This is a genomic window from Janthinobacterium sp. BJB426 (assembly GCF_002735705.1).
In the GTDB taxonomy this organism is placed as follows: Bacteria; Pseudomonadota; Gammaproteobacteria; order Burkholderiales; family Burkholderiaceae_D; genus Janthinobacterium.
Genome location: NZ_PDZL01000002.1, coordinates 244,717 through 264,344, shown reverse-complemented (window position 1 = coordinate 264,344; position 19,628 = coordinate 244,717). Strand labels below are relative to the sequence as shown.

General features: G+C 62.2%; 19 protein-coding genes. 13 read left to right on the top strand and 6 right to left on the bottom strand.

Annotated elements, in window-relative coordinates:
* Window positions 1–29 precede the first annotated feature (29 nt).
* Window positions 30–485, top strand: coding sequence for a tellurite resistance TerB family protein (locus CSQ93_RS04215; protein ID WP_035818589.1), 456 nt, complete (start codon window positions 30–32; stop codon window positions 483–485).
* A 31-nt stretch (window positions 486–516) separates the two neighbouring features.
* On the opposite strand, the gene CSQ93_RS04210 is transcribed toward CSQ93_RS04215, so the two are convergent.
* The 4 genes from CSQ93_RS04210 to CSQ93_RS04195 all read right to left on the bottom strand — a co-directional run bounded on the left by CSQ93_RS04210 (window position 517) and on the right by CSQ93_RS04195 (window position 2,904).
* Entirely contained in the window at window positions 517–1,044 is a 528-nt protein-coding gene (locus CSQ93_RS04210) for a hypothetical protein (protein ID WP_099376904.1), read from the bottom strand.
* Between the two features lie 63 nt (window positions 1,045–1,107).
* The gene (locus CSQ93_RS04205) at window positions 1,108–1,500 is read right to left on the bottom strand and encodes a hypothetical protein (protein ID WP_099376903.1); all 393 of its coding nucleotides are present in this window, start codon (window positions 1,498–1,500) and stop codon (window positions 1,108–1,110) included.
* A 33-nt stretch (window positions 1,501–1,533) separates the two neighbouring features.
* Window positions 1,534–1,983 (bottom strand): hypothetical protein, encoded by a 450-nt coding sequence (locus CSQ93_RS04200; RefSeq protein ID WP_099376902.1) that lies wholly within the window; start codon window positions 1,981–1,983, stop codon window positions 1,534–1,536.
* A gap of 186 nt (window positions 1,984–2,169) precedes the next feature.
* Window positions 2,170–2,904 (bottom strand): helix-turn-helix transcriptional regulator, encoded by a 735-nt coding sequence (locus CSQ93_RS04195; RefSeq protein ID WP_099376901.1) that lies wholly within the window; start codon window positions 2,902–2,904, stop codon window positions 2,170–2,172.
* Between the two features lie 292 nt (window positions 2,905–3,196).
* Here CSQ93_RS04195 and CSQ93_RS04190 point away from each other — a divergent pair, with 292 nt between their 5' ends.
* Window positions 3,197–3,670, top strand: coding sequence for a hypothetical protein (locus CSQ93_RS04190; RefSeq protein WP_099376900.1), 474 nt, complete (start codon window positions 3,197–3,199; stop codon window positions 3,668–3,670).
* Between the two features lie 198 nt (window positions 3,671–3,868).
* On the top strand, window positions 3,869–4,366 hold the full coding sequence (locus tag CSQ93_RS04185; protein WP_099376899.1) for a DUF3304 domain-containing protein: 498 nt from the start codon (window positions 3,869–3,871) through the stop codon (window positions 4,364–4,366).
* 5 nt (window positions 4,367–4,371) lie between these two features.
* Here CSQ93_RS04185 and CSQ93_RS04180 read toward each other — a convergent pair whose 3' ends face one another.
* The gene (locus tag CSQ93_RS04180; protein ID WP_099376898.1) at window positions 4,372–4,854 is read right to left on the bottom strand and encodes a hypothetical protein; all 483 of its coding nucleotides are present in this window, start codon (window positions 4,852–4,854) and stop codon (window positions 4,372–4,374) included.
* A gap of 451 nt (window positions 4,855–5,305) precedes the next feature.
* Here CSQ93_RS04180 and CSQ93_RS04175 point away from each other — a divergent pair, with 451 nt between their 5' ends.
* The 6 genes from CSQ93_RS04175 to CSQ93_RS28710 all read left to right on the top strand — a co-directional run bounded on the left by CSQ93_RS04175 (window position 5,306) and on the right by CSQ93_RS28710 (window position 12,380).
* On the top strand, window positions 5,306–5,989 hold the full coding sequence (locus CSQ93_RS04175) for a vWA domain-containing protein (protein ID WP_099376897.1): 684 nt from the start codon (window positions 5,306–5,308) through the stop codon (window positions 5,987–5,989).
* 3 nt (window positions 5,990–5,992) lie between these two features.
* Window positions 5,993–6,751, top strand: coding sequence for a PP2C family serine/threonine-protein phosphatase (locus CSQ93_RS04170; protein WP_099376896.1), 759 nt, complete (start codon window positions 5,993–5,995; stop codon window positions 6,749–6,751).
* The gene (locus CSQ93_RS04165; RefSeq protein ID WP_099376895.1) at window positions 6,748–9,096 is read left to right on the top strand and encodes a hypothetical protein; all 2,349 of its coding nucleotides are present in this window, start codon (window positions 6,748–6,750) and stop codon (window positions 9,094–9,096) included. The genes CSQ93_RS04170 and CSQ93_RS04165 overlap by 4 nt, the downstream gene beginning before the upstream one ends.
* 9 nt (window positions 9,097–9,105) lie before the next feature.
* On the top strand, window positions 9,106–10,452 hold the full coding sequence (locus CSQ93_RS04160) for a toxin-antitoxin system YwqK family antitoxin (RefSeq protein WP_099376894.1): 1,347 nt from the start codon (window positions 9,106–9,108) through the stop codon (window positions 10,450–10,452).
* Window positions 10,437–11,798, top strand: a complete 1,362-nt coding sequence (locus CSQ93_RS04155) for a toxin-antitoxin system YwqK family antitoxin (RefSeq protein WP_099376893.1) — start codon at window positions 10,437–10,439, stop codon at window positions 11,796–11,798. The genes CSQ93_RS04160 and CSQ93_RS04155 overlap by 16 nt, the downstream gene beginning before the upstream one ends.
* Before the next feature lie 243 nt (window positions 11,799–12,041).
* The gene (locus CSQ93_RS28710; RefSeq protein ID WP_158301111.1) at window positions 12,042–12,380 is read left to right on the top strand and encodes a hypothetical protein; all 339 of its coding nucleotides are present in this window, start codon (window positions 12,042–12,044) and stop codon (window positions 12,378–12,380) included.
* Window positions 12,381–12,448: 68 nt separating this feature from the next.
* Here CSQ93_RS28710 and nadB read toward each other — a convergent pair whose 3' ends face one another.
* The gene (gene nadB, locus CSQ93_RS04150) at window positions 12,449–14,062 is read right to left on the bottom strand and encodes an L-aspartate oxidase (RefSeq protein WP_099376892.1); all 1,614 of its coding nucleotides are present in this window, start codon (window positions 14,060–14,062) and stop codon (window positions 12,449–12,451) included.
* 204 nt (window positions 14,063–14,266) lie between these two features.
* Here nadB and CSQ93_RS04145 point away from each other — a divergent pair, with 204 nt between their 5' ends.
* The 4 genes from CSQ93_RS04145 (at window position 14,267) to CSQ93_RS04130 (ending at window position 19,621) form a co-directional block, all read left to right on the top strand.
* Window positions 14,267–15,655 (top strand): TIGR03013 family XrtA/PEP-CTERM system glycosyltransferase, encoded by a 1,389-nt coding sequence (locus CSQ93_RS04145; protein ID WP_099376891.1) that lies wholly within the window; start codon window positions 14,267–14,269, stop codon window positions 15,653–15,655.
* Window positions 15,655–17,703 carry an XrtA/PEP-CTERM system histidine kinase PrsK gene (prsK, locus tag CSQ93_RS04140; RefSeq protein ID WP_199534248.1) on the top strand — a complete coding sequence of 683 codons (2,049 nt, stop codon included), beginning with the start codon at window positions 15,655–15,657 and terminating at the stop codon, window positions 17,701–17,703. The genes CSQ93_RS04145 and prsK overlap by 1 nt, the downstream gene beginning before the upstream one ends.
* Window positions 17,704–17,715: 12 nt before the next feature.
* Window positions 17,716–19,071 carry a PEP-CTERM-box response regulator transcription factor gene (gene prsR, locus CSQ93_RS04135; protein ID WP_099376889.1) on the top strand — a complete coding sequence of 452 codons (1,356 nt, stop codon included), beginning with the start codon at window positions 17,716–17,718 and terminating at the stop codon, window positions 19,069–19,071.
* 106 nt (window positions 19,072–19,177) lie between these two features.
* A complete protein-coding gene (locus tag CSQ93_RS04130; RefSeq protein ID WP_099376888.1) occupies window positions 19,178–19,621 on the top strand; it encodes a hemerythrin domain-containing protein in 444 nt (147 codons plus the stop codon).
* The last annotated feature ends 7 nt before the right edge of the window (window positions 19,622–19,628 follow it).

The window sequence follows — 19,628 nt, the reverse complement described above, 5'->3', positions numbered from 1 at the left end:
GCCGCATTCGAACCAACCAGGAGAACCCCATGAGTTTCGATTCCTTTCTGTCCAAACTGAAGACCAAAGCAAGTGAACTGAAAACCGAAGCACTGAAGTACAAGAACAAGGATTTTCTGAACGCCGCGATGGCGGGGTCGGCCTTGATCGCCATGGCCGACGGTAGCGTCAGTGCGGAAGAGAAGCAGAAGATGGTGAAGTTTATTGAAAGCAATGATGCGCTGTCCGTGTTTACCACCACGGACGTGATCAAGGCGTTCCAGGACTATGTCGGTCAGCTGGAATTCGACAAGGATATCGGCGAAGCCAAGGCGTATCAGGCGCTGGGCAAGATGAAGTCGAATGTGGAGGCGTCGCGTCTGCTGGTGCGCATGATCATCGCCGTCGCTTCGTCGGACGGCAATTTCGATGCCAACGAGCAGCGCGTGGCCAGCAAGATCGCGCGCGAGCTGGGCTTGAATCCAGGCGAGTTCGAGCTGCAGTAACTGTTAAGCCAGCCGGCCTCGGCTGGCTAATTTAATTTTTGTCCCACCACGGCGGCGTGCCCGATGACCAGGGGCACGTCATTTCCACTTCGCTGATCCTGTAGCGGATCTCGATCACCTGGCCATGGTGAAACGGACCGCGTCTCCAGTCGCCGGAATCAAAGACGTAGCCTTTGCCCTTGATGCAAAGACTGGTCGGATTGTTGCCGATGGGACCGGTCGAGTGCAGGGTGACGCGCACTTCGCCGTTGGCGTCCAGCGGCGCGTCGCCACCCATGAAGAGTGGATCCGAGCCGACGTCGCAGACAGTGGTGCTGCCTATCTTGCTGCAGTACTTGATATACGTTTGCTGGCGCGCCTGGGCCAAGTAATTGTCATGCCGCATCGGCTTGCCGTCGTCATAGGTAAAGCGCAGGATGACTTGCGTGGGTTCACTGGCCGGATGGCGCGTGGTGCTGGTGCAGGCGGCGCTGACGAGGGCCAGCAAGGGCCAGGCCAGCAGGCGCAGGATGCCGCGCAGCAGCGTCGAGATCGGGTTGTTGCCGGGTGAATGCCGCATGTGCCGTTGCCATTTGTCTCATGAACTGGACGGCGATCATAGCATGCGAAGGCAGCCGTACCGTTAGGACGCGCCGCGATTCAATTCCTGCAGCACTTTCTTGCATAACACCCCATAGCCGACGCCCGTGCCGCGCTTGTGTGCGGCCAGGTCGTAGCGGGCGCTGATGTCGTCCCAGGCCACGCTGCCGGGCAGGGGGCGCAGGTGGTCGTCCAGATCCATCTCGAAATGAATGAAGTGGCCGTCGGCGCTTAGCAGCTTGCCGTACACGGCGGGCATGCCGGGCCAGGCCAGTTGCAGGTCGAGCATGAGGGCCGTGCCCAGCGGCACGCCATGGCTGGCCGCGCACTGGCACAGGGCGTCGGGCAGGGGGCGCGCGCGCCACCAGGCCGCCGTCTGCTTGATGGCGGCCTGGGTCAGCGCGTTTTGCTGCTGGACAGAATACTGTTTGCTCATGGCTGCCACCCCATGTGGAATCCCGCTGCCGCCTTAGCGCGATGCCAGGCCCATGCTTTGCACGTGGGCTGGCACGATGGCGCCGCTGGCCAGTTTTTCGGCCGGCACCCGCATCAGCACTTCGCCGCCCACGCTGCCGTCGTCGCGCAAGTCGATGCGCATGGCCAGTTGCTGGTCGAGCGCCACGAAGCTGTCGCTGCCGGTGGCGATGATGCGGTGTTCTTCCTGGTCGTCGATGCGCGCATACATCATGGCGCCGATGTTGCCCGCATTGCGCAGATACAGCACTTGCCCGTTCGCCAGCTCATAGCCGCCGCGGAACGGCGCAAACCTTTCCGCACTCATGAAATGCCTGTGTGCCGGCAATTCGATCGTTTGCAGGCGCCCGCCTGGAATGACGACGGTCTGGCTGTCGGGGAGCGTTTGCGCATTTGCCAGCAGGGCGCAGACGCCCAGGGTGCCGGCCAAGATCCATGTTTTCATTTTTTTACCCATCCTTGAACTTTGGTGCCGTCCGCTGCCGGCGCGGCGAGTTTGATGCGGATGCCAGGGGAACCGAACCGGCTGGTCCGCAAGCGCTGCTGTCACACTGGCAAGGCGCGGGCTACCGGTCTTGCCAGTGTAGGCAGGCAAGATGCACCGCGCATCATCCGATCGGATGACACGGCCTCATGCATCGAGTACGGCCAGGTGCGCCGTGGCGCCATGGATCAGGGCGATCAGTTCGCCCTGGCGCCGCGTATCCGTCTTTAAATAGGTGTGGTGCAGATGCGTCTTGACCGTGTTGACGCTGATGCCGCCCTGCGCGGCGATTTCCTCGATGGTGGCCCCCTGCGCCAGCGCCTTGCCTACTTGCGCCTCGGCTTGCGTCAAGTCAAACAGCTGGCGCAAGGCAGGGACGGACGTGCATGTTTTTGTGGGGTCGCGCGCGATCAGCAGCGCGCAGGTGGGCTGGCAATCGGCAAGCGGGGTGACAGTCAGGGCCAGCGCCGCTTGCTGCTTGCGCGCCAGGCGCAGTGACTGGCATTGCGCCGCGCCACCGGCGCTGGCGATCACCAGGCGCACGGCGCGCACCAGGGCGGGCGGAGCGGCCGGTTCCAGCTGTGCCACATGCAGGGCGTGTCCGGCGGGGGTGGCGAAGCGCAACGTGAGGTTGGCATCGAGCACCAGCACGGCAGCGCCCATGGCGTCGAGCGCCGCCAGCGCGCAGTGGCTGGCCAGCTGCGCTTCGCGCAGGCGCTGCTGCAGGCTGAGCGCGCGCTGCAGATGCGGCAGGAGTTCCCGCCATTGCTGGCCGTTCAGGCCGGCGCTGTCGAGCTGTGGCCATTCGCCTGTGCCGCAGGCCGAGTCGTACATGGCGCCGATCAGTTTGCCCACATCCGCCGTTGCCGTACCTGTGTCCATGCTTGCCCCTATTTCCTGATGACATCAGTGTGCCGCAGGCGTGCAGGTGCGGAACTGGGTAAGGGCGGTCTTGCGCGGCGATCCGCCCCGCCTTTGTGAGGAGGGGCTGGTCGCTGCCATCTGTCCTGGGCAACTATCAAGATAGTACAAACGCTGCACCACCGCAATGCGGCGCTGCCAATGCAATCGTGCTCCCGGATTAAAAATTCCCCGATACAATAAAAAATTATCAAAAATATAAACTCCTGGCGTGGGACGGGCGTCGCATGCCATTCACTTAGCGAAAGTTTTCATGCAATCAAGCAAGCATTACCTGACGACGCTCCCGGCGCTGGCACTGTGCCTGACGCTGGCGTTTATCGGCAGCCACTCCGTGGTGCAGGCTGCCGACAAGGTGGCGCCGCCAGCCTCCAGCGCAGCACGGCAGGTGAAAGTCAAGCCTGCCGATACCGCCAAACTGGTCAGCCATCTGCGGCGCGTGATCACGGATGAAACGAATGACACGCCGCCGCGCATCCTCAATGCCTTCGTTGCCAAATACCAGCAGCGCGCGCTCGATGCGGGAATCGACGACCTCGACCGGCAGTCGCAATACGTGGTGCTGGCGCTGTACACGTCGGGCAAGGCGATGGAGCAGCCGCAGTTCGTGGCCCTGATGAAAAATCCGCCCGCCTCGGTGGACGCCTTTTACGATGCCCTGCACGCCTTGCCGAATACCGTTTGGGAGGCGGGGCCGCCGTTGTGGGATGCGTATGCGGCGAAATAGGAAATTATGTGTCCGTTAACAGATGATGTATGGACGGACGCATCCATGCGCGATGATGGTGGGAACCATATGGCAAGCAGCATTTTTTCGATGAAACCGCTTTTTATCGGTTTCCTGTGTCTTTGCATGGCGGTGTCACATGCGGCAACGGGCAAGGGGCAGAAGTGTCATGCACATGCGGTTCCCTGTGAGGGCTAAATGATATTTTTCTCGAAAAATAGCTATGCCGCCTGTTTCGTGTGCATGGTCTTGTTGCTTTTGAATGCCGGCTGTGCGAAGAGTGAAAGACAAATCACCGTGAGCCTGACGGCCTACAACCATGGCGAATACGGCGTCGGCAGTTATACCGTAACACTGGCCGATGGCTCGTCGGCGGAGGCTGGGTATCTTGCTCCCGGCGAAGGCGGAGGGGGAGAGACTTGCTGTCTTTCGATACCGGCGCTATGGAAGCCTGGGATGACGGCGGCCGTCGCCATGCATACGGTAAAAAACGGCGAGGATGTCCGCGTGGAGCAAACGGTGGCGGTTCCTCCGTATGCTCCCGCCAATGCTGGCCGCTTCGTCGTGCATTTTCTTCACGATGGCGGCTACAAGGTCTTCGTGACCAAATACTCGCTGGGGCATCGAAAATATCCGCTTTCCGGCAAGGAGGCGGAAATGGAGCCGGGCGTGCCCTTGGAAATCATCTGGGAATAGTGCCGCTAGTTTGCGGCTGTCCGTCGCGCTCCGTCGGCAATCAGGCTTTGTAGGAGCATGCGCGATTTCGCATCCGTGGCCAGCACGTCCTCGATTCGGGCGAGCAACTCGGCCGGGTCAAATTTTTTGATTAATTTGCAATAATCTTCTGTTTCTCGCGGACAGAAGTCGAGTTCCAGCAACGCAACGGTTTTCGCTGTCAAGCCATGCCGTTGCATCTCGGACAGGAGGTCAGCACGTTGCTTCAACGCCCTGGCGAAAGCACTCTTGATGAGCTTGCCAAAGGGCATGCGAGGGTCTTCTGTGATTACCCGACAGGCGACGCGCACGGCAGTGGCGTTGCCGTTGCGGATATCCAGCACCACCTGCTTGCACACCTGCGACAGGCGCAGCCCGGGATGCGCGATTGGCGGCCCAGAAGCGAACTGGTCCAGCTTTTCTCCAAGGAATTCTTCAAGTTCTTCCAGGCTGGTGATTGAAATCATCATCAAGTTTGCTTATTGCAAGGGCAAGGCAAGGGCGGCCAGCACTGCGGATGTCGGCACAAAAATCATGGTGCAACACTGCCAATCAAGGCCGGGAATTCAGCTGTACTTGCATCCGCGATTGCCGTGCATATTTTCGCAGCATGCCCTATTGAATATAGGGGGCATAAACCTATACAAGCGATGCGATTCTGCATGAAACCCATTTAGTCCCCAAGTAAAACAATCCATGGTTTGCGGCTGGCCGTTACCGGGCGACCTGAATGGCGCAGTGTACGAGGTTGTTGCTTTCAGAGCAAGTTCGTCGGTTGCGCGATGGGTGAGGGACGAAAAAATCCCTAAAAATTATTACTTTGATATCGCATGCTGCAATCCCAAGCAATCGGACGCATGGAAAACATATCCATAGGGTAAGCTTCGGGGCTAGGCTATTTCGCAACTCTATCAAAATTACATGACCTCCATAATGATCCCCGACGTCGCCCTGGTCGACAATACCGAACAACGCACCCCACTGGTGCTCGTGCTGGACTGCTCCGGCAGCATGGCTGGCGAGCCCGTCTCGCTGCTCAACGAAGGCCTGGCCTTGCTGGAACAGGAACTCAAGTCCGATGTCATCGCCGCCAAGCGCGTGCGCATCCTCGTGATTCAATATGGCGCCCACGATGAAGCCGTGGTGGCCAGCAACTGGTGCGACGCCATGGATTTCACGGCGCCCCTCTTGGACGCGAACGGCACCACGCCGACCGGCGCCGCCGTCGAACTGGCGCTGGCGGAAATCGAGCAGGAAAAGCAGCGTTTCCGCCAGGCAGGCGTGGCGTACACGCGGCCGTGGCTGTTTTTGATGTCGGACGGCGAGCCGACGGACCGCTGGCAGCATGGCGCCGAACAGGCGCGCGCGGCCGAGCAAGCCAATAAAGTGGCGATCTTCCCCATCGCCGTGGGCGATCATGCGAATATCGATACCCTGGGGCAGTTTTCCAGCCGTGGCGAGCGTGGCGTCAAGCAGCTGAAAGGCTTGCAGTTCCGCGAACTGTTCCTGTGGCTGAGCGCCAGCATGCAAGTGGTGTCGCAATCGCGTCCCGGTGCGCAGGCGCAGCTGGCCTCGACGGACGGCTGGTCCGTCGTGAATACCTGATCCATGACTGCGGTACAGAATAGCTGGCGCGTGTTCGGCGCCTCCGTCACGGGCAAGGCCCACCTGGACAAGGATATCCCTTGCCAGGATGCGCACGCGCACGCCGTCGTGGGTGACGTCCTGGTGGCCATCGTCTGCGATGGCGCCGGTTCGGCCCGGCTCAGCGAGCAGGGCGCGCAGTTTGTTGCCGCGCACACCGTGCAGGCGCTGGCCGGCCGGCTGGAGCAGGGCGCCACCGTGCAGGACTTACATGACGGTGCCTTGGCAGGAACGCTGGCGCAGATCCGCGCCGCGCTGGAAGACATTGCCCGCGCCGCCAACGCCACCCTCGACGACTACGCTTCCACCGTGGTCGGCGTGGTCATGGGGCAAGATACCGGCTTCTTCTTCCACCTGGGCGATGGCCTGGGCGTGGCGCAGCTGATTGACGGCGGCGAACTGATCTCGCTGCCCGCCAACGGCGAATACGCCAACGAAACCTACTTTATCAGCGGCGAGCGCTGGCGCGAACAGCTGCGCCTTTTGCCGATTCCCCAGTCCGTGCGCGGCGTCGTGCTGATGTCCGATGGCTGCATGCCCTTTGCCATGAGCAAGAACAATGGGGCGCTGTACGCGCCGTTCATGGATGCCGTGCAAGGCTACCTGCGCACGGTCGACAGCGTCGAGCTGGGCAACGAAGCGCTGGCCTCCACCCTGGCCGACCCGCGCACGCACCAGATCACGGGCGATGACAAGACCCTGCTGCTGGCCCTGCGCGCATGAGCCGGAAGCAAGGTGTGACACCCGGCCTGAGTCCAGGTGGAAAAATCTGGCTCGACAAAGTCCGTACGCTGGTGCTGGGCAAACTGATTAAAAGCGGCGGCGCGGGCAGCGTGTATCTGTTGCCCGGCGCGCCAGCGCAGGTGGCCAAGCTGTACCATCCGCACCTGGACCGGGCCGCCAACCGGCGCAAGCTCGAAGCGATGCTGGAACTGTCGCCCGAGCTCCCGGACCAGTTGGAAAACGGCAAGCGCTACGTGCAGATCGCCTGGCCGCAAGCGGCCGTGTTCGATAGCCAGGGCGGTTTTGCCGGTTTCGTCATGCCCTTGCTGGACATGGCGCAGACGGCCGAGCTGGAACAGATCATGCAGGAGCGGCAAGCGCGCGCGGCAGGCTTGCCCACGGGACTCGGTCCCAAGCTGACCCTGGCCGCCAACCTGGCCGCCGTCATCGATGCGCTGCACCAGCAGCAGCATTATGTGGTCGATCTGAAACCCGTGAACCTGCGTTTCTATCGCGATTCGCTGTACATCGCCATGCTCGATTGCGACGGTTTCAGCATCCAGGGCCATGCGGAGCGGTTTCCTGCGGAGCAATTCACGGCCGACTACCTGGCGCCGGAATTCCAGCGCAAGGGCATGCCTGCGGGCACGGAAATGGCGCAGGACCGTTTCGCGCTGGCCGTCGTCATCTTCCAGTTGCTCAACTTTGGCATCCACCCGTACAGCGGGCGGCCCGGCAATGCGCAGGTGGCGACCGATATTCCCGGGCGCATCCGCGACGGCTGCTATGCGTATGGGATAAAACGCCACAAGCAGCTGGCGCCGAACGCCACCAGCGGCCATGGGCTGATGCCGCCCGAGCTGCGCGCCATGTTCGACCGCGCGTTTTCGCAGTCGCCAACACCGCAGCGGCCGTCGGCGGCCGACTGGGCGCAGTTGCTGCGCGGCTATGCGCAGCGCAGCGGCGGCAAGTTGGTCATTTGCGCCGTGAATCCCGAACACCAGCATTTCGCGGGCCAGGGTTGCGCGGCGTGCGCACGCGACAAGGTCATCGGCGCGGCCGCGCAAGCCTCGGTGCAGGCGCAGCAGATGCAGTTGCAACAGCCGCCGCAGCAGCGCAGCGCGCGCGGCGCGCATCATACGGCGCCGGGGCAGACGCCCGTCCGGCTGCCTGCAGGCGGTGGGCAGGCCAATGCGGTCGGCATTTCCGGCAAGGGCTGGGCCGTGGTGGTGCTGCTGATCGTGCTGTTCCTGATTGGCTTTACGGCCTGGACCTCATCGCCCGATGAAACCAAGGCCAAGGCCAGCCTGCAGGCGCAAGCGGACCAGGCGGCTGGCCTGGAAGTATTTCGCTGGCGCACGCGCAAGACTGCCGGTTTCCAGCCGTCCGATGCGCGCAAGGCCGTGCGCAGCATGTCGCAAGCGGTCAGCAAGGGCGACGACGACGCCGTTACGCGCGGCTTGCAGCTGTTGTACCGGGCCGGCGAAGGAAAGCCGTCCACCTACGCTGGCGACCCGATGCGCGTCCGGCTGCGCACCACCTTGATGGAAGGCCTGGGGTCGATGCCGGGCTACGCCCCCGAATTGTCGGATACGTATCTCGACAACTTGCAAGCCGACCCGCGCGACTATCTGGCGGCGGCGGCCATGGGCCGCATGTACCTGAGCCTGGACGAACCGCAGGCGGCGCGCCAGTATTTCGAGCAAGCCGTGTGGGCACGCCCCACCGATGGCGTAGCCTGGCTGGGCATCGCGGCCACGGCCCTGCTGCGCGGCGGCGATGAGCGCGATGCCGTGAATCTGGTGGCGCTGGCGCAGCTGACGGCTTACCGTTATGCAGTGCAGAACGCCTTGCCGGCGGAACCGGGCGAACCGGCCGACAACGGCGTCGCTCGCACGATGCAGCGCATGGACCTGAACGCCAAGGTGTTGCGCCTGGCTCAGGGGTGGGATTACCAGAAACGCTGGGACAAGGTGCTGGCCGAGGGCGCGCTGTTGGCGGCCAAACTCAAGGCCATGCCGCCCTTGCGCGACCAGGTCGGCGGCGTGCAGCGCGACACGATGACGACGGTTGCGTATGGCGTGCTGGACGAAAAGCACGCAACGGGTGAAAACCGCCTGACCCTGACCATCGCGGCCGACGGCACCCTGACCTATGCGGCGGCCGAGTTGCCGATGGAGCCGATGCTCAACAAGGTGCTGCTCGATAGCGTCAAGCGCTGGACCTACTTGCCGGCCGTGCAGCACGGTCAATTGCGGGATGCCGAGGTGGTGGTGCTGGTGCGCTACCGCGATGGCCGGGTCAGCTTCGTGCCGGGCGGCGTGGCCGTCACGGCGGAAAATTAAAGGGATACCATGAAAATCAAGACGATATGCGCCTTACTGGGCGCCTCCTTGCTGACCTCCGGCATGGCGCAGGCGGAAATCGTGCAGCGCCTGGTGGTGACAGCCATGGCGGCCAAACCAGATCGCGACGGCGGCGATGAGTTCACTATTGCGGGCACGACTGCTTGCGGCGACCGGCAAGTGCGCATGGATGCGTACTCGGTCAGGCTGGACGAGGCGAAGTACGAAGCGCTGAAAGTCGAGCTGGCCCGGCGTATCCGCGACAAGACGCCCATGCTCATCACCCTGAAAAAATGCCCGGAAAGTGGGGGCGCACCCATCGTGCGCGAGATCGCCGCCTGCACGCCCAGCACTTGCGCCGATGACAAGGCACGGCTGTACCTGCACGAACATTTCTACCCCATCGAGCAGGAAAACGCACCGAATGTGCTGCTGTTACCCTTGCCGAAAGGCAAACTGCCTGGCACGTGGAAGGTGGACATTTATAGTGTGGCCGGGCACAAACTGCGCCTGTCGGGCCAGGTCAGCAAGGCCGATTATGCCTCCGGCGATCTGGTGGGCGGCTTTGTCACATATTACCCGAACGGCAAGATCGAGAAACAGGTGGCGCAGGACGGGAAGGGCTGGCAGGAGGGCGTCAGCAGCCTTTATTACCCCAATGGCAGCCTGGATTCGCGTGGCAGCTGGCGCCATGGCTTGCCGGAAGGTACGCACCAGCAATATCACCCCACGGGCAAATTGCGCGAGGCCAGCGTGTACCGCGACGGCAAGCGTGTCGACGGTCCCGTGCAGACGTTTGATGAAAATGGCAAGCCGAGTACCAGCTATGTGCTGCGCGGTGGAAAGATGGAAGGCGAGATGCTCACGTACTTCCCTGATGGAAAAATCTCCAGCCGCGCGGAAATGCAGAACGGTAAGTTCAATGGCGTGAGCACGAATTACTACCCGGATGGCGCCGTGAGAGCCAGGATGACGCAGGTCAACGATTTACCGACGGGCGAGGCGCTGGAATTCTATCCGGATGGCAAGGTGCAAAGCCGCCAGCAATATGGCGACAAGGGCGGGCTGCTCAGCGTCCAGCGCTACAGTCCGCAAGGCGTGCTGGTGCTGGAACGGAAATGGGATGCACAACTGCGCGAGCAGGGCACGTCGCGCTCGTGGTACGAGAACGGCAAGCCCGAGCATGAGATCGAGTACGTGAACGACCGGCGCGACGGCTGGAGCCGCAGCTGGCACGCGGATGGCAGCGTGAAAAACGAGTGCCAGTATGTGGCCGGCAAGGCCCAGGGCGGCTGCGGCGAGGCGCCGCCAGCGCCGGAACTGCAGCGCAAGGAGCAGGCATGGCGCGCCTTGTGAAGCATGTGCTGCTTGCAACGCTGCTGTTGCCGGCGCTGGCCCACGCTGAGATCGAACAGCGGCAAGTGGTCAGCGCGATCAAGGCGACGCCCGACGGCGATGTGCTGACCCTGGCCAGCGACAGCGGCTGCGGCGGCAGGCAGGTGCTGATGGATGCCGTGTCCGTGGGCCTGGACGCGCAGCGATACGCCGCCATGAAGCAGCAATTGGCCAAGCTGATACGTGACAAAACGCCCTTGTTGATGCGTATCAAATTCTGCCCTGCGCCAGGTAATGTGGGTGCTCTCGGCATGCCCGATGTCGGTAAACTGGGCGGCTGTGAGCCGCAAGCTTGTGCCGATGGCAAGGCGCGCTTGTACCTGAATCACAATCTGACGCGCGGCGAAGTCAAGGAACATGCGCGCTATGCGCTGGTCGTCCCGCTGCCGCCAGGCAAGACGCCCGGCACCTGGCAAGTCGAGGTGGTGCACGTGCGCGAAGGCGAGCCGAAGCGGCTGATTGGCGAGGTCAACGATCCCGATTACCTGCGCGGCAAGCTGGTGGGCAACTACAGCATGTACTACCCGCATGGCCAGGTCGAGATGCAGGTGGAGCAGGATGGCCGCGGCGTGCAGGAAGGTGTGCAGACCCTGTATCGTCCTGAGGGCCAGATTTCCATGCGCAACACGTGGCGCAATGGCGTGCAGGAAGGCGAACAGCGGACCTATCACGATACGGGCAAGCTGAACGAGGCCAGCCAGTACAAGAACGGCGCCCGCGCCGATGGCCTGGTGGAAACCTTCGACGAGGATGGCAAGTTGCGCACGCGCATGACTCAGGTCAAGGGCCAGACGGAGGGCGAGCTGCTGCTATTTTATCCCGATGGCACGGTGGAAAGCCGCAGCCGGTACGAGAACGGCATCCAGTCAGCACCGAGCACCGGCTACTTCCCGGATGGCAAGGTGCAGCGTACTGCCAACCACGTTGACGGCAAGCCTGTCGGTGAAAGCGTCGAATATTATCCGGACGGTAAAGTCGCCAGCAAGCGCACGCATAGCGGCCACTTTGTCTTGCGCAGCGAACAGCGTTTCAGCCGGGCCGGCGTCATGCTCGTGCACAAACTGTGGAACGAGGGGGCGCGCGAGGAGGGCGCATTGCGTTCCTGGTATGCGAGTGGCAAGCCTCGTCAATTGATCGAGTATGTCGATGGCGAACGCCAGGGCTGGACCCGGTATTGGCGCGAGGATGGCAGCGTGGAAAGCGAATGCCGCTATGTGGCGGACGAGCCGCAGGGCAAGTGCACGGGCGCGTCTGCCAAGATGTCGTACACGGAGGATGGGATTGAGTTTGAGATGCCGGAGCCTTGATACTTGACGTTTACTCCAACGGCGCTGGGCCAGTTTGATAAATACTGTATTTAACTGGATGGTTGCATATTTGCTACAGAAAATCAGTCAATTGGCTCTATTTGTAGTGGAAAGAAAGGCTTTATCTCTTGCCTATGGGAATTGGCCTATAGTCACCATACCAAAAAATATAGCCTCAAGGAAACGGCAATCTTTTTTGCGGGCGCAACGACACGCCACTATGCCGGAACCTGAAAGAAGTAAATGATTAAATACTTAGCGATATCAATGGTGTTCTTCACCGGCATTGCGAGTGCCCAAGTGCATGTAAATGGGTACACGAAAAAAGATGGAACTTACGTGGCACCGCATCAAAGAACCGCACCTGACAGCACCATTTCGAATAATTACAGCACACAGGGCAACGTCAATCCCTACACGGGGAAGGCTGGAACTGTTCCAAATCAAGCAGATAGCTCTTACGGATATCAGCCTCAGGCAAAGCCAGCGCCACGCCAGGAGTTTCAACCGCTGCAACCTCTACCATCGTTTCAACCAACGCAGCCACTGCCACAGCCGCCAGTGTGGGGAACGCAAAAATAAAAGAGAAGGGCGGTCTGATGAGCCGCCGGGGAGTATGCCAGTGAGGCATCTCCCCTATCACGAACAGTTTACCTATGCGGCGGCGTCAGCACGCTGGCGATTGCCTTCGGCAAGGTTTCCGGATAATCGCGGCTGAAGTGCAGGCCGCGGCTTTCGCGGCGCGACAGGGCGCTGTTGACGATCATCGAGGCCACGTCAACGAGATTGCGCAGTTCCAATAAATCGTGCGTGATGCGGAAGTTGCGGTAGTACTCGTCGATCTCCTCTTTCAGCAGGGCGATGCGGTGCTGGGCACGCTCCAGGCGCTTGGTCGTGCGCACGATGCCGACATAATTCCACATGAAGCGGCGCAACTCGTCCCAGTTGTGGGAAATCACTACTTCTTCGTCCGCATCCGTGACCCGGCTTTCGTCCCAGTCGGGCAGATACGGCGTGCCCAGCTTTTCCTTGCTTTCGATGTCCTGTGCGCAGGCGCGGCCGATGACGATGCATTCCAGCAAGGAATTGCTCGCCAGGCGGTTCGCGCCATGCAGACCCGTGCACGCCGTCTCGCCGACGGCATACAGACCCGGCAAGTCGGCGCGGCCGGACAAGTCCGTCACGACGCCGCCGCACGTGTAGTGGGCGGCGGGCACGATGGGGATAGGCTGCTTGGTGATGTCGATGCCCAGTTCCAGGCAGCGCGCGTAGATGGTGGGAAAGTGTTCGATGAGGAATTCGGCCGGCTTGTGGCTGATGTCCAGGTGCACGTAGTCGAGACCGCGCTTCTTGATCTCGAAGTCGATGGCGCGCGCCACCACGTCGCGCGGCGCCAGTTCGGCCCGCTCGTCGTGCGCCAGCATGAAGCGCTGGCCGGCCGCCGCGCCCGCTTCCGGCGGCAGTTTCAGCAAGCCGCCTTCGCCACGGATGGCTTCGGTGATCAAAAACGATTTCGCGTAGGGGTGGTACAAGCATGTCGGGTGGAACTGGATGAATTCCATGTTCGACACGCGGCAGCCGGCGCGCCAGGCCATGGCGATGCCGTCGCCGCTGGCCGTGTCGGGGTTGGTGGTATATAAATACACCTTGCCGGCGCCGCCCGTGGCCAGCACGGTGTGCTCGGCGGCAAAGGTCAGTACTTTACCGGTTTGCTCATCCTGCACGTACAGGCCGTGGCAATGCGGTTGCGCATTGCGCTGTGTCGGCTTCATGCCCAGCTTGTCGGAGGTGATCAGGTCGATCGCGCAATGGTGTTCGAACAGGCTGATGTTCGGGTGGGCGCGCACCTTTTCTTCCAGCGTTACTTGCACGGCGTGCCCGGTGGCGTCGGCCGCGTGGATGATGCGGCGCTGGCTGTGTCCGCCTTCGCGGGTCAGGTGGAAGCCCAGCTCGGCCGTGGCGTCGCGCGTAAATGGCACGCCTTGCTCGATCAGCCATTCGATGGCTTCGCGGCCGTGCTCGACGATGTAGCGCGTGGCGCTCTCGTCGCACAGGCCGCCGCCTGCGATCAGGGTGTCTTCGATGTGCTGCTGGTGGCTGTCGCCCGAGTCCAGCACGGCCGCGATCCCGCCTTGCGCCCAGTTGCTGGCGCCGTCGAGCAGCGCGCGTTTGGAAATGATCGCGACGGTGCGCGTTTCAGCTAAATGCAGTGCAACCGATAAACCCGCCAGGCCACTGCCGACAATCGCTACATCAAATTTCATGACATTTATCTTTTTTCAGGGGAAGCATACTATAGTCCATTTCACATCAATCGGTAATGTGTTGAGATAAATTCTGCCAGTGAAAGATAGCTGGGGCCGTAGCTTGTGGCGCATCAATGTCTTCTTGGAACAGTTGGCCATGATGGCAAGACCGGTAGCAAGCCGCCTTGTGCGCGGCGTGTTGCCTTTGCCGCAGGAGGCCCCATGATCCGCATCTTCAGCCATTACGTCTCGAAAACAGCGTTTATCTTGCTGTTGCTGGAAATCCTGATCCTGCTGCTGTCGGCCACCCTGACGTCCCTGCTGTGGCTGGCTGATGGCAGCCGCCTTGTGCGGGCGGGCGAGGTGTATTTGTCGTCCTCGATCTTTGCGATGGTCATCGTTTTCAGCATGAGCGCGCTGGGCATGTACCAGCACCGCTCGCGTGAAGACATCCGCAACACCTTATTGCGCATCCTGCCGTCGTTCGCGCTGGGTTTTGCCGTGCTGAGCGTCTTGATCCGTTTTATCCCTTCCTTGCATTTCGGGCGCGGAAGCGTGCTGATCTTCGGCCTGGGTGCCATCGGCGTGTTGCTGGCGCGCCTGGTGGTGTTCAAGTCCTCGCAATCGGCGCTGATGGAAGGCCGGCTGATCCTCGTCGGCGGCGGGGCGCTGGCGCGCGAATGCATGGAGCTGGCGGCCAGCAAGATCGGTTTCCACCAGTTTACGGTGGTGGGCTGCATCGATGTGGCTGGCGAGCGCTGCTGCGTGCCGGCCTCGGCCTTGCTGCCGGCCGAACCGTCGCTGCTGGCCATGGCCCAGCGCCATGCGGCGCATGAGATCGTCGTCTCCGTCAGCGACCGGCGCAATGGCGCGTTTCCTGCCAAGCAACTACTGGAATGCGCGCTGGGCGGCGTCAAGGTGATCGATGCGGCCACGTTTTTCGAGCGCGAAGCGTGCCAGATCCGCATCGATTCCTTGCAACCGAGCTATCTGATCTATGGCGGCGGCTTCGACCAGAGTTTTTTCCGCGCCGCCTCGAAGCGTTTGTTCGACCTGGCGGCCAGCGGCGTCATCTGCCTGGCCGCGCTGCCCGTGATGCTGGTGACGGCCCTGTGCATCCGCCTGGAAGACGGCGGCCCCGTGTTCTACCAGCAAGAAAGGGTGGGGCGCGACGGCTTGCCCTTCAATGTGCTGAAATTTCGCAGCATGCGCTGCGATGCGGAGCGCGATGGCAAGCCTATCTGGGCGCTGGACAACGATGCGCGCATCACGCGCGTGGGCAAGCTGATCCGCAAGCTACGTATCGACGAGCTGCCGCAAATGCTCAATGTGTTTCGCGGCGAAATGAGTTTCGTGGGCCCCCGTCCCGAGCGCGCGTATTTTGTCGAGCAACTGAAGCAGCAGGTGCCGTACTACAACATTCGTCACAGCATCAAGCCAGGCATCACGGGCCTGGCACAGGTGCGCTATCAATATGGCGCCTCCGTCGACGATGCCGTCAAAAAACTGCAATACGATTTGTATTATGTGAAAAACAATAGCCTGTTCCTTGACTTGCTGATCTTGCTTGACACGGTGCAGGTGGTGCTGTTTGGCAAGGGCAGCCGGTGATGCGGGAGCAGTCGGACTGGCTGGCGGCGGCCGACGCGGCAGCCCTCAGCCATGGCCTGGCGTCGCTGGCCTTCTTCGTGCTGGCGCTGCTGCTCATCAGCAACTGGCGTGCGCGGCAGAACGTGCGCGCCTTGCTGCTTGCCTGTCTGGCGACGGGCGGCTGGGCCACGGGCACGGTGGTGCTGGTGCTGCTGGGCCAGCGCGCCGCGCTGGCCGGCGACGCGCTGGAATTGCTGCGCACCCTGGCCTGGCTGGTGTTTTTGCTGCTGCTGATCGAACCGTCGCGGCCCCGCTTGCGCCTGCTGCTGGCCGGCATCATTCTCACGGCGCTGGCGCCCTGGCTGTTCTCCATGGCCTCATCCTGGCTGGCGCTGCCTTTACCGGCTCGTATCATCGCCAGTGTCTGCCGTTTGCTGCTGGCCGTGCTGGGCATGTTGCTGGTGGAACAGTGGTACCGCAATACGCCACCGTTGAAACGCTGGGGCATCAAGTTTGCGTGCCTCGGTGTTGGCGGCCTGTTTGCCTACGATTTCTATCTGTACAGCGACGCCTTGCTGTTTCGGGCGGTCAACGATGACATCTGGGCCGCGCGCGGCATCGTCGATGCCTTGTGCGCGCCGCTGCTGGCCATCTCGGCGGCGCGCAATCCGGGCTGGGCGCTGGGCTTGTCCGTCTCGCGCCAGATGCTGTACCGCTCGGCCGCCTTGCTGGGCTCGGCCATCTATTTGCTGGCCATGGCGGCCAGCGCCTATTATTTGCGCTACTTCGGCGGCACCTGGGGATCCTTGATGCAGATGGCTTACCTGGGCGGCGCGGCCCTGCTGCTGGCGGGCGTGCTGTTTTCCGGCAGCCTGCGCGCCAAGCTCAAGGTGACTATCAATAAACATTTTTACAATGCCATCTTCGATTACCGCGAGGAGTGGCTGAGATTTACGCGGGCCTTGTCCGAAGATGGTCCGGCGCTGGGCGAACGCACGATACAGGCCATGGCGCAGCTGGTGGAAAGCCGCGCCGGCGCGCTGTGGATCTTGCGCGAGCAGGGCCAGTTTGCCCCGGCCGCCAGCTGGAACTGGCCGCCTGGCACGTGGAGCGAGCCGGCGGCCGGCCCTTTGTGCCAGTTCCTGGAGGCACGGTTATGGGTGATCGACGTGCCCGATTGCGTGCAGAATCCGGGCCAGTATGGCGGCTTGCTGTTGCCGCCGGCGCTGCTGGCGCTGCCCGATGTGTGGCTGCTGGTGCCCCTGATGCTGCATGGCCAGCTGTTCGCCTTTGTCGCGCTGGCGCGGCCCCGCACGCGCATCAGCTTGAACTGGGAAATCCGCGACGTGCTGAAAATTGCCGGCAGCCAGGCCGCCAGCTACCTGGCGCACCGCGAATCGCTCGATACCCTGACGGTGGCGCGCCAGTTCGACTCGTTCAACCGCATGTCCACTTTCATCGTGCACGACCTCAAAAACCTGGTGTTTCAATTATCCCTTTTACTGAGCAATGCGAAAAAGCACCGTGCCAATCCCGCCTTCCAGGAAGACATGCTGGGCACTTTGGAGCATTCCGTGCAGAAAATGAAGACCCTGCTGCAGAAACTGGCGCGCGGCGAGGCGCCGGAAGCGTCGGCGCCGCTGCTGCTCGATGGCTTGCTGCGCCAGGCCGTGGCGGCCAAGGCCAGCCTGGCGCCGGCGCCCCGGCTGGAAATCGTCGATGGCGAGCTGACGGTGCTGGCCAACCGCGCGCGCCTGGAACGGGTGCTGGGGCACTTGATACAGAATGCCATCGAGGCGACGGCCAGCGATGGCAAGGTGGCCGTGCGCTTGCGGCGCGTGCAGCACACGGCCGTCGTCGAGCTCGACGATACGGGGCAGGGCATGAGCGAGCAATTCATCCGCGAACGTCTATTTACACCGTTCGACACGACCAAGACGGCGGGCATGGGCATCGGCGTGTTCGAAAGCCGCGAATACCTGCGCGAAGTGGGCGGCAGCCTGGAAGTGCGCAGCGAGCCGCAAGTGGGCACGACGTTTCGCGTGATCCTGCCGCTGCATGCGGCCTAGCAAAGGAGTGCCATGGGCAAGCAAAAACTGCTGGTCATCGAAGACGATCCCGGTCTGCAAAAGCAGTTGCACTGGAGCTTTGACGGTTATGACGTCTTGCTGGCGGGCGAGCGCGAGGCGGCGCTGGCGCTCGTGCGGCGCCACCAGCCGGCCGTGGTGACGATGGACCTGGGCTTGCCGCCCGACCCGGACGGCGCCACGGAAGGCCTGGCCACCTTGCAGCAAATCCTCGCGCTGGCGCCGGACACGAAAGTCATCATCCTGTCGGGCAACCAGGAGCGCGCGCATGCCTTGAAAGCCATCGCGCTGGGCGCCTACGATTTCCACCAGAAGCCGTTCGAGGCCGACATGCTGGGCCTGGTTATCGCCCGCGCGTTCTATTTGCACGCGATGCAGCAGGAAAACCGCCGCATGCTGCAGACGCAGGCGGATTCCCCTTTGGCCGGCATCGTCAGCCGCGATCCCGGCATGCTGAAATTGTGCCGCAACGTGGAAAAAGTGGCGCCCTCATCGGCCAGCGTGATGCTGCTCGGCGATTCTGGCAGCGGCAAGGAACTGATTGCACGCGGCTTGCATGCGCTGTCGAGCCGCCATGCGCAACGCTTTGTTGCCATCAATTGCGCGGCCATCCCCGAAAACCTGCTGGAAAGCGAACTGTTTGGCTACGAGCGGGGGGCCTTTACGGGCGCGGCCCGGCAAACCCTGGGCAAGATCGAACTGGCCCATGGCGGCACTTTCTTTCTCGATGAAATCGGCGACATGCCGATGGCGCTGCAGGCGAAATTGCTGCGCTTCCTGCAGGAACGGGTGATCGAGCGCGTGGGCGGGCGTGCCGAGATCGCCGTCGACGTGCGCATCGTCTGCGCCACGCACCAGGATTTAAAAATGCTGGCGGAACAGGGACGTTTCCGCGAAGACCTGTTTTACCGCCTCAGCGAAATCGTCTTGCGCATTCCACCCTTGCGTGAGCGGGTCGGCGATGGCACCTTGCTGGCGCAGCATTTCAAGAACAAGTTCTGCGCCAGCGAGGGGCGCGGCAACCTGCATTTCAGCGCGGGCGCGCTGCAGCTGATCGAAAGCTATGGCTGGCCCGGCAATGTGCGCGAAGTGGAAAACTGCATCAAGCGGGCCGTCATCATGTGTGACGGACCGCAGATCGCCGCCGACGACCTGGGCTTGCCCGCCAGCGCCCAGGCGGCGCCCCCGGATGAGCCGCTGAACCTGCGCCAGGCCCGCGAAGGGGCGGAATACAAGGTGATGGTGCGCGCGCTGGCGCGGGCCGACGGCAATATCGCCAGGGCGGCCGAGCTGCTGGGCGTGAGCCGGCCCACCCTGTACGACCTGATGGGCCATCACGGCATCAAGTAGGAAGCCAAACAAGCGAATGTATTAAAAATCAAGATTGTGTAAGGCGTCGCACATACGCTGGCGCCGCCGTGGCGCATCCTTGCCTCATCCACAACAAGGAGGCGCCATGAACGCGATCAGTTTATTGATGCAGGACCATAAGGCAGTGAAGGCTCTGTTTGCCCAGTATGAAGGCTTGAGCGACCGCTCATTTGCCACCAAGAAAAAGCTGGCCGACCAGATATGCCAGGAATTGACCGTGCACACGCAACTGGAAGAAGAAATCTTCTATCCGGCCGTGCGCCGCCCGATCCACGATGGCGACCTGATGGATGAAGCCGTCGTCGAGCACGCGAGCGCCAAGGAACTCATCGCGCAGATTGCCGCCATGGATCCTGCCGACGACCTGTACGACGCCAAGGTCAAGGTGCTGTCCGAGCAGATCGAGCACCACGTCCAGGAAGAAGAGGGCGACATGTTTCCCAAGGTGCGCCATACGGCCGTCGACCTCGACGCGCTGGGCAAGGAAATGGCCGCGCGCAAGGAACAGCTGACGGGCGTGGCCGCCTGAGCGGCTT